Annotated in this window: 11 protein-coding genes; 6 read left to right on the top strand and 5 right to left on the bottom strand. The window is 64.1% G+C overall.

The window, feature by feature from the left end:
• The first annotated feature begins 7 nt into the window (after positions 1-7).
• The 6 genes from FQ755_RS09775 (at position 8) to FQ755_RS09750 (ending at position 8,312) form a co-directional block, all read left to right on the top strand.
• Entirely contained in the window at positions 8-2,206 is a 2,199-nt protein-coding gene (locus FQ755_RS09775) for a polysaccharide biosynthesis tyrosine autokinase (RefSeq protein ID WP_144154615.1), read from the top strand.
• Between the two features lie 25 nt (positions 2,207-2,231).
• Positions 2,232-3,158 (top strand): glycosyltransferase family 2 protein, encoded by a 927-nt coding sequence (locus FQ755_RS09770; RefSeq protein WP_144154614.1) that lies wholly within the window; start codon positions 2,232-2,234, stop codon positions 3,156-3,158.
• 97 nt (positions 3,159-3,255) lie between these two features.
• Positions 3,256-4,404 carry a glycosyltransferase family 4 protein gene (locus tag FQ755_RS09765; RefSeq protein WP_144153540.1) on the top strand — a complete coding sequence of 383 codons (1,149 nt, stop codon included), beginning with the start codon at positions 3,256-3,258 and terminating at the stop codon, positions 4,402-4,404.
• A gap of 3 nt (positions 4,405-4,407) precedes the next feature.
• On the top strand, positions 4,408-5,868 hold the full coding sequence (locus FQ755_RS09760; protein ID WP_144153538.1) for a glucose-6-phosphate isomerase: 1,461 nt from the start codon (positions 4,408-4,410) through the stop codon (positions 5,866-5,868).
• Positions 5,869-7,086 (top strand): glycosyltransferase family 4 protein, encoded by a 1,218-nt coding sequence (locus tag FQ755_RS09755; protein ID WP_144153536.1) that lies wholly within the window; start codon positions 5,869-5,871, stop codon positions 7,084-7,086.
• A gap of 59 nt (positions 7,087-7,145) precedes the next feature.
• Positions 7,146-8,312 carry a glycosyltransferase family 4 protein gene (locus FQ755_RS09750; RefSeq protein WP_144153534.1) on the top strand — a complete coding sequence of 389 codons (1,167 nt, stop codon included), beginning with the start codon at positions 7,146-7,148 and terminating at the stop codon, positions 8,310-8,312.
• A 29-nt stretch (positions 8,313-8,341) separates the two neighbouring features.
• Here FQ755_RS09750 and ppk2 read toward each other — a convergent pair whose 3' ends face one another.
• From ppk2 to FQ755_RS09725, 5 genes are all read right to left on the bottom strand, one after another.
• Entirely contained in the window at positions 8,342-9,373 is a 1,032-nt protein-coding gene (gene ppk2 / locus FQ755_RS09745) for a polyphosphate kinase 2 (protein ID WP_144154612.1), read from the bottom strand.
• 201 nt (positions 9,374-9,574) lie between these two features.
• Positions 9,575-9,796, bottom strand: a complete 222-nt coding sequence (locus FQ755_RS09740) for a YdcH family protein (protein ID WP_144154610.1) — start codon at positions 9,794-9,796, stop codon at positions 9,575-9,577.
• Positions 9,797-10,029: 233 nt separating this feature from the next.
• A complete protein-coding gene (gene gmd / locus FQ755_RS09735; protein WP_144153532.1) occupies positions 10,030-11,073 on the bottom strand; it encodes a GDP-mannose 4,6-dehydratase in 1,044 nt (347 codons plus the stop codon).
• A gap of 57 nt (positions 11,074-11,130) precedes the next feature.
• On the bottom strand, positions 11,131-11,919 hold the full coding sequence (locus tag FQ755_RS09730; protein ID WP_260858470.1) for an SGNH/GDSL hydrolase family protein: 789 nt from the start codon (positions 11,917-11,919) through the stop codon (positions 11,131-11,133).
• Entirely contained in the window at positions 11,916-13,001 is a 1,086-nt protein-coding gene (locus FQ755_RS09725) for an acyltransferase family protein (RefSeq protein ID WP_144153530.1), read from the bottom strand. Before FQ755_RS09725 ends, FQ755_RS09730 begins: the two co-directional genes overlap by 4 nt.
• Positions 13,002-13,399: the final 398 nt, after the last annotated feature.

Genomic DNA, 13,399 nt, shown 5'->3' with positions numbered 1-13,399 from the left:
TCCTCATATGGCCTTGCCGGCCAGGACCGAAGAAGAGGACGTTGTCCTCGGTCAATTGCTACAGGTGATTCTCGACGACATCTGGTGGCTGATCGCCATCGCGGTGGCGATCACCGCGATGGCCGCGCTCTACTGCTTCGTCGCCAAGCCGACCTATTCGGCCGACGCGTACGTGCGGGTGGAGATGTCCGATAACACCTCGCAGGCCCTCACGCAGACGCAAACCGGGGCGGTGATTTCGTCGCCCCAGACGTCGTTGCCGACCGACGCCGAGATCGAGATCATCAAGAGCCGCGGCGTCGTCGGGCCGGTGGTTCAGCAGTGCAAGCTGAATTTCTCGGTCGAACCGAAGACCATTCCGCTGCTCGGCAGCCTCGCGGCGCGGCTTGCCACGCCGGGCGTGCCGGGCCGTCCATGGCTCGGTCTCACGAGCTACGCGTGGGGCGGCGAGCTGGCCGACGTCGACAGCGTCGAGGTGGTGCCCGCGCTCGAAGGCAAGAAGATGACCCTGACCGCGCTATCCGATACGCAGTACGAACTGCGTTCGCCCGACGGCGCGCTGCTCTTGCGCGGTGCGACGGGGCAAACCGCGCAGGGTGGCGGCGTGACGATTCTGGTCAACAAACTCGTGGCCCGTCCCGGCACGCAGTTCACGGTGATGCGGGCCAACGACCTCGATGCGATCACGGCTTTCCAGTCGGCGATCAAGGTCGAGGAGCAGGGCAAGCAGACCGGCGTGATCGAAATCTCGCTCGAAGACAAGGACCCGGCGCATGCCGCGCTGGTGGCCAATGCGCTCGCCGAGTCGTATCTGCGCCAGCACATCGCCGCCAAGCAGGCCGACACCAACAAGACGCTCGAATTCCTCAAGAGCGAGGAGCCGCGCCTGAAGGGCGACCTCGAACGTGCGGAAGCCGCGCTGACGGCGTATCAGCGCCAGTCCGGCTCGATCAACGCGAGCGACGAAGCGAAGGTCTATCTGGAAGGCAGCGTCACCTACGAACAGCAGATTTCCGCTCTGCGCCTGCAGATCGCGGCGCTGCAGGAGCGTTATGGCGACGAGCATCCGCTCATCAAGGCCTCGCGCGAACAGATGGCCGAGCTCGAAGCGCAGCGTGACAAGTACAGCGACCGCTTCCGCGATTTGCCGGCCACGGAAGTGAAGGCCGTGCAGTTGCAGCGCGACGCCAAGGTGGCGGAAGACATCTATGTGCTGCTGCTCAATCGCGTGCAGGAGTTGTCGGTGCAGCGGGTCGGCACGGGCGGCAACGTGCATATCGTCGATGAGGCGCTGCGTCCGGGCACACCGGTCAAGCCGAAGAAGGTGCTGATTCTTTCGGCGGCGGTGATTCTGGGCCTGATTGCCGGCACCGGCTTCGTGTTCCTGCGCCGCAATATGCTCAAGGGCATTGACGACCCGGACCGCGTCGAGCGCATGTTCCATCTGCCGATCTATGGCCTGGTGCCGCTGTCCGCCGAGCAGGCGGTGCTCGAGAATTCGTTCGTGCGCGGCGGCAACCGTCTGCGTTCGGTGCTGGCCGACGCCAAACCGAAGGACGTCTGCATCGAAAGCCTGCGTAGCCTGCGCACATCCATGCAGTTCACGATGATGGATGCGCGCAACCGCATCGTCATGCTGACGGGCCCGATGCCGGGCGTCGGCAAGAGCTTCCTGACGGTCAATCTCGCCGTGCTGCTGGCGCATTCGGGCAAGCGCGTGCTGATGATCGACGGCGACATGCGGCGTGGCGCGCTCGAACGCTACGTGGGCGGCGCGCAGGAAAACGGCTTGTCCGAACTGCTGAGCGGCCAGATCTCGCTGGAAGAGGCGATCCGCTCGACCAGTGTCGACGGCCTGAGCTTCATCTGCTGCGGCCGCCGTCCGCCGAATCCGTCGGAACTGCTGATGTCGCCGCGCCTGCCGCAATATCTCGACGGTCTTGCCAAGCGCTACGACGTGATCCTGATCGATACGCCGCCGGTGCTGGCCGTGACCGATGCGTCGATTATCGGCGGCTACGCCGGTTCGACCTTCTTTGTGATGCGTTCGGGCGTGCATAGCGAAGGCGAAATCGCCGATTCGTTAAAGCGCCTGAAAGCGGCCGGCGTACACGTGCAGGGCGGCATCTTCAACGCCATGCCGCAACGCGCCCGTGGCGGCTACGACCGCAGCTATGCAGCGGTGCAGGAATACCTGAGTGCCTGACGAATCCGACAAGGAGCATGACGCGATGAAAGTAACGGTACTGGTCCCTACCTTTCGCCGTCCGAACGATCTGGCGCGCTGCCTCGCGGCGTTGCAGCAGCAGTCGCGCGCGCCGGATGAAGTGGTCGTCGTGGCGCGGCCCGACGATGCCGCGACGCATACCTGTCTGCGCGATCCGGCCGTGGTCGGCGCCTTGCCGCTCTCGGTCGCGCTGGTCGAACTGCCGGGACAGGTCGCCGCGCTCAATCGCGGCCTCGATGCGGCGAATGGCGATGTGATCGCCATCACCGACGACGATGCCGCGCCGCGCCCCGACTGGGTCGAGCGCATCGCGGCTGCGTTCACCAACGACACCCGGCTGGGCGCGCTCGGCGGACGCGACTGGGTGCACGAAAAGGGCCGCGTGCTGGACGGCGAACGCCCGCTGGTGGGCAAGGTCCGGCCGTCGGGCAAGATCATCGGCAATCATCACCTGGGCGTGGGCGGCGCGCGCGAAGTGGATCTGCTCAAAGGCGCCAACATGAGCTACCGGCGCGAGGCGGTGCGGCATATCCGTTTCGACGCGCGCCTGCGGGGCGCGGGCGCGCAGGTTCATAACGACATGGCGTTCAGCATGAGTGTGAAGAACGCGGGCTGGAAGCTCGTCTACGACCCGCGCGTGGCCGTGGATCATTACCCCGCCGAGCGTTTCGACGACGACCGCCGCGATGCGCAAACCCTGATGGCGGTACGCAACGCCGCCTACAACCTGCATCTGATCCTGCGCGACCAGTTGCCGCCGTTGCGGCGCGAAGCGGCGTGGTGGTGGTACACGCTGGTGGGCACGCGGGTTTATCCGGGCTACCTGCAAGTGGCGCTGGCGCTGACCTCGAAGCAGGGGCGTGTGCGCCTGTCGCGCTGGCGAGCGGTGCGTACCGGCGCCCATGAGGCGCGCCGGGCGGCGGCTTCGTGACCGGCCGCCCGCGCCATTCGCAGCACATGAGCCCGCAGGGGGCCGTGCGCATCGATACCTTCTCACGCTGCGCCACCCCGCAGACCGGAGTGCCTGAATGAGTACGAAAGTCCACGTTCATCTGTTTTACGGCGCCGATCCGCGCTTTTATCGCAAGGGCGATAACATCGGCTGCCTGTATGGTTATCATCATGCGGAGTCCGAAGAATTCGCGCTGACGTACTCGCAGGATGCGCCCGAGAATGCACCGGTGCGTCTGGTGCGTCGCGCACTGAAAGCGGTGCTCGGCTTCGATCTGATTCATACGTTGCGCAATCGCGACGAGATCCTGCGCTCGGACGTGATCTGGACACATACCGAGCACGAATATCTGTCGGTGGCGCTGGTGCTGCTGCTGAGCGGGCGCCGCACGGCGCCGCCGCTGTTGCTCGCGCAAAGCGTGTGGCTGCTCGACAAGTGGCCCGGCTACGGCATGCTGCGGCGCTGGCTGTATCGCAAGCTGATTGCACGCGCCGACGTGTTGACCACGCTGGCGAGCGAGAACGCCGAGTTGTGCGAGCGCTATCTCGGACGCAAGGCGACGCATGTGTTCTATGGCCTGAACACACTCGATTTTCCGGTCACGATGCCGCACGCCTGGCAGCCGCACACGCCGGTACGGATCGCCGCGATCGGCAACGACCGCGACCGCGACTGGGACACGCTCATCAAGGCATTCGGCAACGATCCGCGCTATAGCGTGAGGCTCGCCACGCGGCGCCGGATTCCCGCCAGGCTGCACGCACCGAATGTGGAGATTGCGCCGGCTTCTGGCCTGAAGAAAGCTCGCGAGTTGTACGACTGGGCCGACGTCGTGCTGGTGCCGTTGCGGCCGAACTCGCACGCTTCCGGCATCACCGTGATGCTCGAGGCAGCGGCGCTCGGCAAGCCGATGGTCGTCACCAACGTGGGCACGCTCACCGATTATTTCTCCTACCGCGCCGCCAGCTACGTGCCGCCGTTCGATGCCGGGGCTCTGCGCGAAGCGGTCGACCGGCTGGCCGCATCGCCGGATGAAGGTCTGCGTCAGGCGCAGGCCGCCGTCGAGCAACTATTGTCGCGCGACCTGACCACGCGCCAGTTCGCCATGCAGCACGTGCGCATCACCGAGGAACTGCTGCAGCGCCGTGCCGCGCCGCAGGGCAGCGCGGCCGACGAACGGCTCGCGCCGGTAAGCGCGCATAGCCAGTCGCGCGGAGGTCTGTAACCGATGTCGACGATCGCGCGTGCTGCCGCAAGCGGCGCCGTCCGCCGCCTGAAGAGCGACCCGATGGAGTGGGGGCCGCCCGCCTTGCTGTGGGTCGTCACGGCGCTCCTGATCGGCGCGCACCAGGGCACGGTGCTCACGCTCGCTTTCCCGGTGCTCGCCACGATGACGGGCCTGTGGCTGTACTTCAAAAGCCCGGCACGTTACGTGGGTTTCATGTGGTGGCTGTGGTTTCTGAGCCCCGAAGTGCGGCGCCTTGCCGATTGGTCCAAAGGCGCCTTCACGCCCACCAGCCTGATTCAGGTCGCGCCGCTGGCGGTGACGATGATCAGCGGGCTCTCGCTGATCCGCTATTACCCGGTGCTCGGACAACGGCGCGGCCTGCCGGTGTTGCTGATTCTTGCGGGCCTGGCCTACGCGTTTATGGTCGGCGTGGTATCGAGCGGGCCGCTGGCGGCCACTTACGATCTGTGCAACTGGCTCTATCCGATCCTGATCGGCTTTCACATCATGGCGAATACGCGCGATTACCCGGCGTATCGCGACACCATCATCAACACCTTCATCTGGGGCATGCTGGTGATGGGCGCTTACGGCATCGTGCAGTTCGCCATCATGCCGCCGTGGGACGCATTGTGGATGCTCGGCTCGCAGATGAATTCGCAAGGCGATCCGGTACCGATGGGCGTGCGGGTGTTCAGCACGATGAACTCGTCCGGCCCGTTTGCGTTCGCGATGATGGGCGCCATGGTCTACGTGATGGCCGCGAATCACCGTGTACGCTGGATTGCCGCCGCGCTGGGCTTCTTTGCCTTTGGCCTGAGCCTTGTGCGTTCGACGTGGGGCGGCTGGGTCGTGGCGTTGTTGATTCAGCTGGTCAAGTCGAACAACCGGGTGCGGCTGCGCATCGTCGCCAGCGCGCTGCTGCTGGCCGGCCTGTGCGTGCCGCTGCTGGCGGTGGGGCCGGTGGCCGACCGGATGCAGACGCGCCTGAACAGTATCGTCAATCTCAAGGACGACCAGAGCTATGCGGCCCGCAACGAGTTCTACGCTACCTTCGCCAAGACCGCCTTCACCGACGTCTCCGGCGAAGGCATGGGCGCGACCGGCACGTCCACGAAGCTGTCGAACGACGGCGGCCAGCTCGGCCAGTACGGCAACTTCGATAGCGGCGTGATGAACATTCCGTTCGTGCTCGGCTGGCCCGGCACGCTGCTGTATCTGTCCGGGATCATATGGCTGCTGGTGCGCGCGCTGCTGGCCTCGCTCAAGCTGCGCGACGACAAGTTCGTCTCGGCGTCGGTGAGCCTGGGGCTCGCCATCTGCGCGATGCTGGTGTTCACCAATTCGCTGGTCGGCACCGGCGGCTTGCTGCTTTTCATGAGTCTTTTTTCGATCCTTTCCGCGGCGCACTGGCAAAAGCAGCAGCGCCGCAGAGAGCTTATTCTGCACGGAGGCACCTGATTGAGAGTCGCCATTGTCACGCATGTGGTGCGCCATAACGACGGCCAGGGGCGCGTCAATCACGAGATCGCGCGCGCGGCCCTCGCGGAGAATATCGCGGTGACGCTGGTCGCCTCGCACGTGGCGCCCGATCTTCTCGCCCATCCGAAGGTGCGCTGGGTGCCGGTCAAGATCGGCCGCTGGTGGCCGACCAACCTGTTGCGCCAGCAGGTATTCGCACTGAAGAGTGCGTTGTGGCTGCGCGCTCATCGTAAGGACTACGACGTTCTTCACGTCAACGGCTTCATTACGTGGATGCCCGCCGACGTGAATACCGCGCACTTCGTGCATAGCGGCTGGTTCGGCAGCAAGTATTACCCGTTTGGCCTCACCAAGGGCGTATGGTCGGCGTATCAGTTCGTTTATACGCGCGTGAATGCGTCGCTCGAACGCTGGGCGTATCGCCGCTCGCGCGTGATTACCGCGGTCTCGCAGAAGGTGGCCGACGAGATTCGCGCGATTGGCCTCACGCCGCGCAACCGGGTCGACGTGATCTATAACGGCGTCGATACGCAAGGTTTTGCCGCTGCCCAGGGCGACCGCGCGAAATTCAACCTGCCGGCCGAGGCGTTTTTGCTGCTGTTCGTCGGCGACCTGCGCACGCCGCGCAAGAACCTGGGCACCGTGCTGGAGGCGCTGCGGCATTTGCCGGCGCACGTGCATATCGCGGTGGCGGGCTATCTGCCCGGTAGTCCTTATCCGGAACAGGCGCGCGCACTCGGCATTGCGGACCGGGTGCATTTCCTGGGCCTCGTGAAGGAAATGCCGGTGCTGATGCATTCAGTGGATGCCTTCGTGTTTCCTTCGCGCTACGAAGCAATGAGTCTGTCGCTGCTCGAAGCGATGGCGGCCGGCTTGCCGGTGGTCACGGCGCGCACGGCGGGCGGCGCAGAAATCATCACGCCCGATTGCGGAATCGTGCTCGACGACCCGGACGATCCCAAAGCGCTCGCCGGCGCAATCGCCCAACTGGCCGGATCCGACGACGTGCGCCGCGCCATGGGCGTGGCCGCCAACGAACTCGCGACGGGCTTTGGCTGGGCTCGCATGGCTGCGCAATACATCGCGCTGTACCGGCAACTGGCGGGGCAGCAGAAAGACCGCCGGCGCGTCGGTGCAGGCGCCGATGCCGAACCGCTCACGGCCAACGTGCTGGCCGGACACAAAAGCGCCGAATGAATACGGCCATCCAGTCGGCACTCCATACCAACTCTCACGCTACCGAAGGGAAAACCGTCATGAAAACGGATTCGATCAAATCGTTGCAAATCGGCATGCACTGGTTCCCGGAGCGGGCAGGTGGACTCGACCGCATGTACTACTCGCTGGTCGGCGCGTTGCCGGGCGCGGGCGTCGCGGTGCGGGGCGTGGTGGCGGGGTCCGCGCGCGTGGCCGAAGATACGGGCGGTGCGATCCAGGGTTTCGGCTCGGCGGCGCAATCGCTGCCGCTGCGCCTGATGGCGGCGCGCCGCGCGCTGCGCCGCGAGGTGTCGCGCCAGCGTCCCGATGTGATTTCCTCGCACTTCGCGCTGTACACGTTTCCGGGTCTCGATGTGACGCGCGGCATTCCGCAGGTCTCGCATTTTCAGGGGCCCTGGGCGGACGAAAGCCACGTCGAAGGGGCGGACTCGTTCGGCCAGCGCGCCAAGCACTATCTGGAGCAGTCGGTGTATGCGCGTTCGTCGCGGCTGATCGTGCTGTCCGATGCGTTCGGCAAGATTTTGACCTCGCGCTACGGCATCCCGCCGGAACGGGTGCGGGTGGTGCCAGGCTGCGTCAATGTCGATCAGTTCAACCTGCCGATTACGCCCGCCGAAGCGCGTCTGAAGCTGCAATTGCCGCAAGGCCGCCCGATCGTGCTGGCCGTGCGGCGCCTCGTGCGGCGCATGGGCCTGGAGGATCTGATCGACGCGGTGAAGGTGCTCAGGCAGCGTGTGCCGGACGTGCTGCTGCTGATCGCGGGCAAAGGACGCCTGCAGGAAGAACTGCAGACGCGCATCACCGAAGCGGGACTCGATGACAACGTGAAGCTGCTGGGTTTCGTGCCCGACCAGCATCTGGCGGCGCTGTACCGCGCGGCGACGATCAGCGTGGTGCCGACTGTCGCGCTGGAGGGGTTTGGGCTGATTACGGTGGAGTCGCTTGCGTCCGGCACGCCGGTACTGGTGACGCCGGTAGGCGGATTGCCGGAAGCGGTGGCGGGGCTCTCGCCCGATCTGGTGCTGCCGGCGACGGGCGCGGCGGCCATCGCGGAAGGATTGGGCGCCGCGCTGACCGGCTCACTGAAGTTGCCGGATGCCGACGCATGCCGGGCCTACGCACGCGCGAACTTCGATAACTCGGTGATCGCGCAGCGGGTGGCGGCGGTGTACAGCGAAGCCATTGCCGCGGGCGAGGTTCACTAGGCCGTGCTCTTCGCCCTATACTCTTAGCCCTATAGCGCGCGCCCGACCAGCAAAGGATCGACCGGGCCGATCGTCTCCAGGTCGCGGTTCGCATACGGCAGCTTATGGAGGACATACCGCATCGCGTTGAGCCGTGCCCGCTTCTTGCAATCGGAGCGGATCACGGTCCACGGCGCCTCGGCGGTATCCGTGTGGGCGAACATGGCTTCCTTGGCCTGGGTGTACTCGTCCCATTTATCGAGCGAAGCCAGATCCACCGGGCTTAGCTTCCATTGTTTGAGCGGATGCACCTCGCGCTCCTTGAAGCGGCGGCGTTGCTCCTCACGGCTCACCGAAAACCAGAACTTGACGATGTGGGTGCCGCTGCGGGCGAGATGCCGCTCGAATTCGGGAACCTGTTCGATGAACTCGTTATATTCGTAAGGCGTGCAGAAGTTCATCACATGCTCCACGCCGGCCCGGTTGTACCAGGAGCGGTCGAACAGGACGATCTCGCCGGCCGTGGGCAGATGCTGCACGTAGCGCTGAAAATACCATTGACCGCGCTCGGAGTCGCTGGGCTTTTCCAGCGCGACCACGCGCGCGCCGCGTGGATTCAGATGCTCCATGAAGCGCTTGATGGCGCCGCCCTTGCCGGCCGCGTCGCGCCCTTCGAACAGGATCACGATACGTTGACCTGTCTCGCGGACCCACGCCTGCAGTTTGAGCAATTCCACCTGCAAACGATATTTCTGCTTCTCGTAGGCGCGCCGCGACATCAGATTGCGGTATGGGTAGCCGCCATCGCGCAGAGCGGGCGACAGTTCGTCGTCGGGATGGCGCGCGTTCGTTGCATGCCAGACAGCCGGATTGCCTTCCAGCAAGGCGCTGCGCAGAGCGGCGGCTTCGTCGGGCGACAGACCGTCCATCAATGTGCGAACGGTTTCCATGAGGGTGGTGGCATTCTGGCCGCCGGCCACGGACAGCGCGTGCTGAAGGCCGTTGGCGATCAATTCGTTGGCCGCCTGCACCGAGCGGCTGGTTGCGTTGTTCTCGGCCGCGTGCGGTGTATGACCGGCCATCACGTCGCCTTGCGAGGTGCGTCTGACGGAAGGCTGCTGGGGAAGAGTGCGATGCGGGAGTTTTTCCTGATTAGATGCCAATGCGGTGATCTCCGTGTTGAGTGTTGAACATGGGCCTGGCGGGAGCGTGGGCCTCGATGCCGGCCGACGCGTCGCCGCGCCGCCGGCCCGGCGTGGTCCATGCAGTACGGCCCGGTTTGCTCAGACTGCTGCGTCGGCCTTTTTCAGCACGGCATACAGTTGGTCTTTCAACAGGAGTTTTTGCCGCTTGAGCGTTTCGATGGCAAGGTGGTCGGCGGGGGTGACGCCGGTTTCCATGTTGCGAATCTGATGGTCCAACTCGTTGTGCCGCTCGAATAGACGCGCGAAGTGAGCATCGTTGGTCTTGAGGCGGGAGATGAGGTCGCGGTACTCAGGAAACATCTGGCGCTCCTTTTGCGGTGACGAAGGCGTGCGCCTTCTGGAGCGTCGATTTTTGCATTGCCGGGCAATCGGCTCATTGACGTGCGTCAGCAGCAAGCCGATTCGGCGCGGTTACGATTCGCTGCGGTGATGCGGGGCGGCGCACTGCCGGCCGCCGGGTCGCGTGAGACACAACGGGCGTCATGGCAGTGGCCAAGCGAATCCAGTGACAGCTCAAAGCTCGTGCAGCAGGCTCAGAACGTCTCATGCTCCTGATTACGCGTGAGATCCGCCGCCACCATCATCTTGCAGAGCTGCTCCAGCCGGGTCTGCGGTTCCCAGCCGAGTTTCTCGCGAGCCTTGTCCGCGCAGCCGATCAGCAGATCCACTTCGGCGGGCCGGTAAAACTTCGGATTCACTCGCACCAGCGTCTTGCCCGTGGCGACGTCAATGCCCGTTTCGCGCTGCTCCTTGCCCGACCATTCGAGCTGGTAGCCCGCCGCCGCGAACGCCATGCGGACGAAATCGCGCACCGTCTCGGTGCGATTGGTCGCCAGCACGAAGGTATCCGGCTCGTCGACCTGCAGCATGCGCCACATGCCTTCGACATATTCGAGCGCGAATCCCCAGTCCCGTTTGGCGTCAAGATTGCCGAGTTCCAGCGCATCCTGTTTGCCGAGCTTGATCTTGGCGACCGTATCGGTGATCTTGCGCGTCACGAATTCACGGCCACGCAACGGCGATTCGTGATTGAACAGAATCCCGCTGCTGGCAAAAATGCCATACGACTCGCGATAGTTGATGGTGGTCCAGTGCGCAAACAGCTTGGCGACACCATACGGGCTACGCGGATAGAAGGGCGTATCTTCGCGCTGCGGCACGGCCTGCACCTTGCCGAACATTTCCGAGGTCGATGCCTGGTAATAGCGCGTCCTGGGGCTCAGAATGCGAATCCCTTCGAGCAGGTTCAGCGCGCCGATGCCGGTGACTTCAGCCGTGGTCACCGGCTGATCGAACGACACGCCCACAAAGCTCTGCGCCGCAAGGTTATATAACTCGTCGGCCTGGGCGCCTTCGAGCAATCGCAGTGTCGACCCAAAGTCGGTCAGGTCATGCTCGACGAGGCGCAGATTCGGATGCCCGGCAATGCCGAGCTCGTTCATGCGCCAGAAATTGACGGAACTGGTGCGCCGATACGTGCCGGTCACCTGATAGCCCTTGTCGAGCAGCAGTTTCGCCAGATACGCGCCGTCCTGGCCGGACACGCCGGTGATGATCGCTTTGCGTTGGTTGCTCATAGGTTGCCTTGGGTAACGGTAAAGAAAAAAGTCAGGAGGTAAGGGAAGAGCGCGTTGCTACGACGAACCCGCCAGCAGCCGCCGCACCAGCGGGTCGACCACACGCAGATCCTGGCCGGCTTTCAGGCGATACAGCTCGGGCTTCGGATGCGCGCCGTCGGACATCATCGATTGCCAGTCAGGCAGGCCGCTAATGTAGGCGTACTGATCGACGATCGGCACGTGCTGTTCGGCGGCCACCCGGCGCGTCATGGCGACCATCGCCGCGAGGCGCGCATTGAGGCGTCCGTCGGGCATGGGGTTCGAGGTCTGCAAGACCGGTTCCTTGCCGAGGGCGAGCGCTGTTTTGACGAGCGCCGTTTCCGCGGCGTAGAACTGCTCGGGGGTCTGGTTGCGCATCACTTCGTTGATGCCGTAGTTGATCGTCACGATCTGTGCATCCGACGCCGCGAGTTGCTGCTGCCACGGCACGCCATGGCCGCGATCGGTGCCGTCGCGCAACTGCCAGGCCATGGTGCCGCCCACGCCGAGATTCACGACGCTGACTCGCTCGCCATATACGCTGCGCAGCGCGTCCTGTAGATACGTCACCGCGTTTTGCGGGCGCGGGCTGCAATGACCCGCGCTGCAGGAAATGCCGAGCGTGGTCGAATCGCCATAGGCTTCGATCAGCACCTGCTTCGTCGGCGCGGCGTGCAGTAATGGGGTTGTGGGAGTCTGTGGCGCATCGTCATGCGTATCCGCAGTGGGACTGGCATTCGCGTGGGAACACGCCAATGCCATCAGCAGCACGGCAGTCCGGCCGCCAGGCCCCAAGGTGAGCGCCTTCAGCGCGCGGGGTTTCATGCGCGCGGCCGCGGGGCTTGCGAAGTCCCGCCGAACGGCGCCGCGGCAAGCGGCGAGCGCGACGCCGCGCCATGAATCAGACGCCGCTCGAAAGCGAACCATGTCAAGCTGGCATACGCGAGCGTAATCGCGAGCGCGAGTGCCGCCGTCACGTAGCGATTCATATGCAACGGCCAGAGCGTGTAAAGCACGCTCAGATGAATCAGGTAAATCGTGTAGCTGATGGTGCCGATATATACCAGCACCGGATGGCTCAACACCCGTTTGACGACGCCCTGGCTTAGCAAGGCGATGACCACGAGCGAGGTGCACAACACCAGCGAAACGCTATACAGCGCGCCGTTCGAGAGCGGCGTGTTTTCGGCGCGAAAGCGCGGATAGTGAAGATGCAGCCAGGCCAGCACGGCGAGCGCCGCCACACAGGCCACCATGGCGAGCGGCCGGAACGGTTGCAGCGCGTTGGGATTGCGTCGCACGGCCACGGCCAGCAAGGCGCCGGCAGACAGCAGATCCATGCGGAACGGCGTCAGGTAGTAGATGGGCCAGAAGCTGTCGAACCAGGGCGTGGCCACCGCACGCAGTACCGGCACCAGAATGATCAATGCCGCAGCAACCCACGCCAGTACGCGCTCGGGCAGCAGCAGAATCACGAACGGCCAGAAAATGTAGAACTGCTCTTCCACCGCGAGCGACCACAGCACGTTCAGGCTGTCATGGCCGCTCTGGTTGAGAGCGTCGCCGATGTTGGTGGCGAAAAACGCGTACCACTCCCAATGCTTCGCCCACGCGAAGCCGAACAGCAGCGACGACACCGCCATCAGCAACAGATAGGGCGGCAGGATGCGGCGCGCCCGGCGCGCATAGAAATAGCCGAAATACGATTGCCCGCGCGCCTTGCGCTCCAGCAGGATGCCGGTAATCAGAAAGCCGCTCAGGACGAAGAACAGATCCACGCCCATCCATAACGGTGCTTTCAATGCGTGTTGCGCGAACACGGCCAGCACGGCAATCGCGCGCAAGCCGTCGAGTTGCACGATGCGGCGTGAGTGAGAAGGCGAGGCGGGCAGGGCGCTTACTGTCATGAACCGTCCATGTTGGGCAGCGGGTGGGCCGGCGAAGCGAACTCAAGGGAATTCAGGCGAAACTCGCTTGCGGCATAGGCGTTCCGTCCTGCGCCAACGCGAGCGTCGGATGGCATGCGCGGCAGGCATCACGGAAGTGGAACTCATTCTAGGGAAAAGAAAATGACCGTGAAATTTTTTAAATCGAATATTTATTGATGCATTAATCAATGAATATTTTTGAATTATTTTCGATTTTCGTTGCGACGACTTTCCCGCGTAATGTGCTCCGGTAACCGGTGCCGGATGCGCGCACCGCCGTGATGTATTGCGCATGCGTGGGCCACGTGGACCCCGTGGGCCTTTAGCTAAGCCGGTTGGGCCTTTAGTTGCCGTTTCTACTTGCCGCGTTTGGTTGC

Origin of the sequence: Paraburkholderia sp. BCC1885, from assembly GCF_900996235.1 — a bacterium.
Taxonomy (GTDB): Bacteria; Pseudomonadota; Gammaproteobacteria; order Burkholderiales; family Burkholderiaceae; genus Paraburkholderia.
This window is presented reverse-complemented; position numbering and strand designations above follow the sequence as displayed.

Bases quoted from the DNA above. Each gene is read 5' to 3' on its own strand.
- FQ755_RS09725 (WP_144153530.1), bottom strand. From the start codon at position 13,001: ATGACAGTAAGCGCCCTGCCCGCCTCGCCTTCTCACTCACGCCGCATC.
- ppk2 (WP_144154612.1), bottom strand. From the start codon at position 9,373: ATGGCCGGTCATACACCGCACGCGGCCGAGAACAACGCAACCAGCCGC.
- FQ755_RS09770 (WP_144154614.1), top strand. From the start codon at position 2,232: ATGAAAGTAACGGTACTGGTCCCTACCTTTCGCCGTCCGAACGATCTG.
- FQ755_RS09775 (WP_144154615.1), top strand. From the start codon at position 8: ATGGCCTTGCCGGCCAGGACCGAAGAAGAGGACGTTGTCCTCGGTCAA.
- FQ755_RS09760 (WP_144153538.1), top strand. From the start codon at position 4,408: ATGTCGACGATCGCGCGTGCTGCCGCAAGCGGCGCCGTCCGCCGCCTG.
- FQ755_RS09730 (WP_260858470.1), bottom strand. From the start codon at position 11,919: ATGAAACCCCGCGCGCTGAAGGCGCTCACCTTGGGGCCTGGCGGCCGG.
- FQ755_RS09750 (WP_144153534.1), top strand. From the start codon at position 7,146: ATGAAAACGGATTCGATCAAATCGTTGCAAATCGGCATGCACTGGTTC.
- FQ755_RS09740 (WP_144154610.1), bottom strand. From the start codon at position 9,796: ATGTTTCCTGAGTACCGCGACCTCATCTCCCGCCTCAAGACCAACGAT.
- FQ755_RS09765 (WP_144153540.1), top strand. From the start codon at position 3,256: ATGAGTACGAAAGTCCACGTTCATCTGTTTTACGGCGCCGATCCGCGC.
- gmd (WP_144153532.1), bottom strand. From the start codon at position 11,073: ATGAGCAACCAACGCAAAGCGATCATCACCGGCGTGTCCGGCCAGGAC.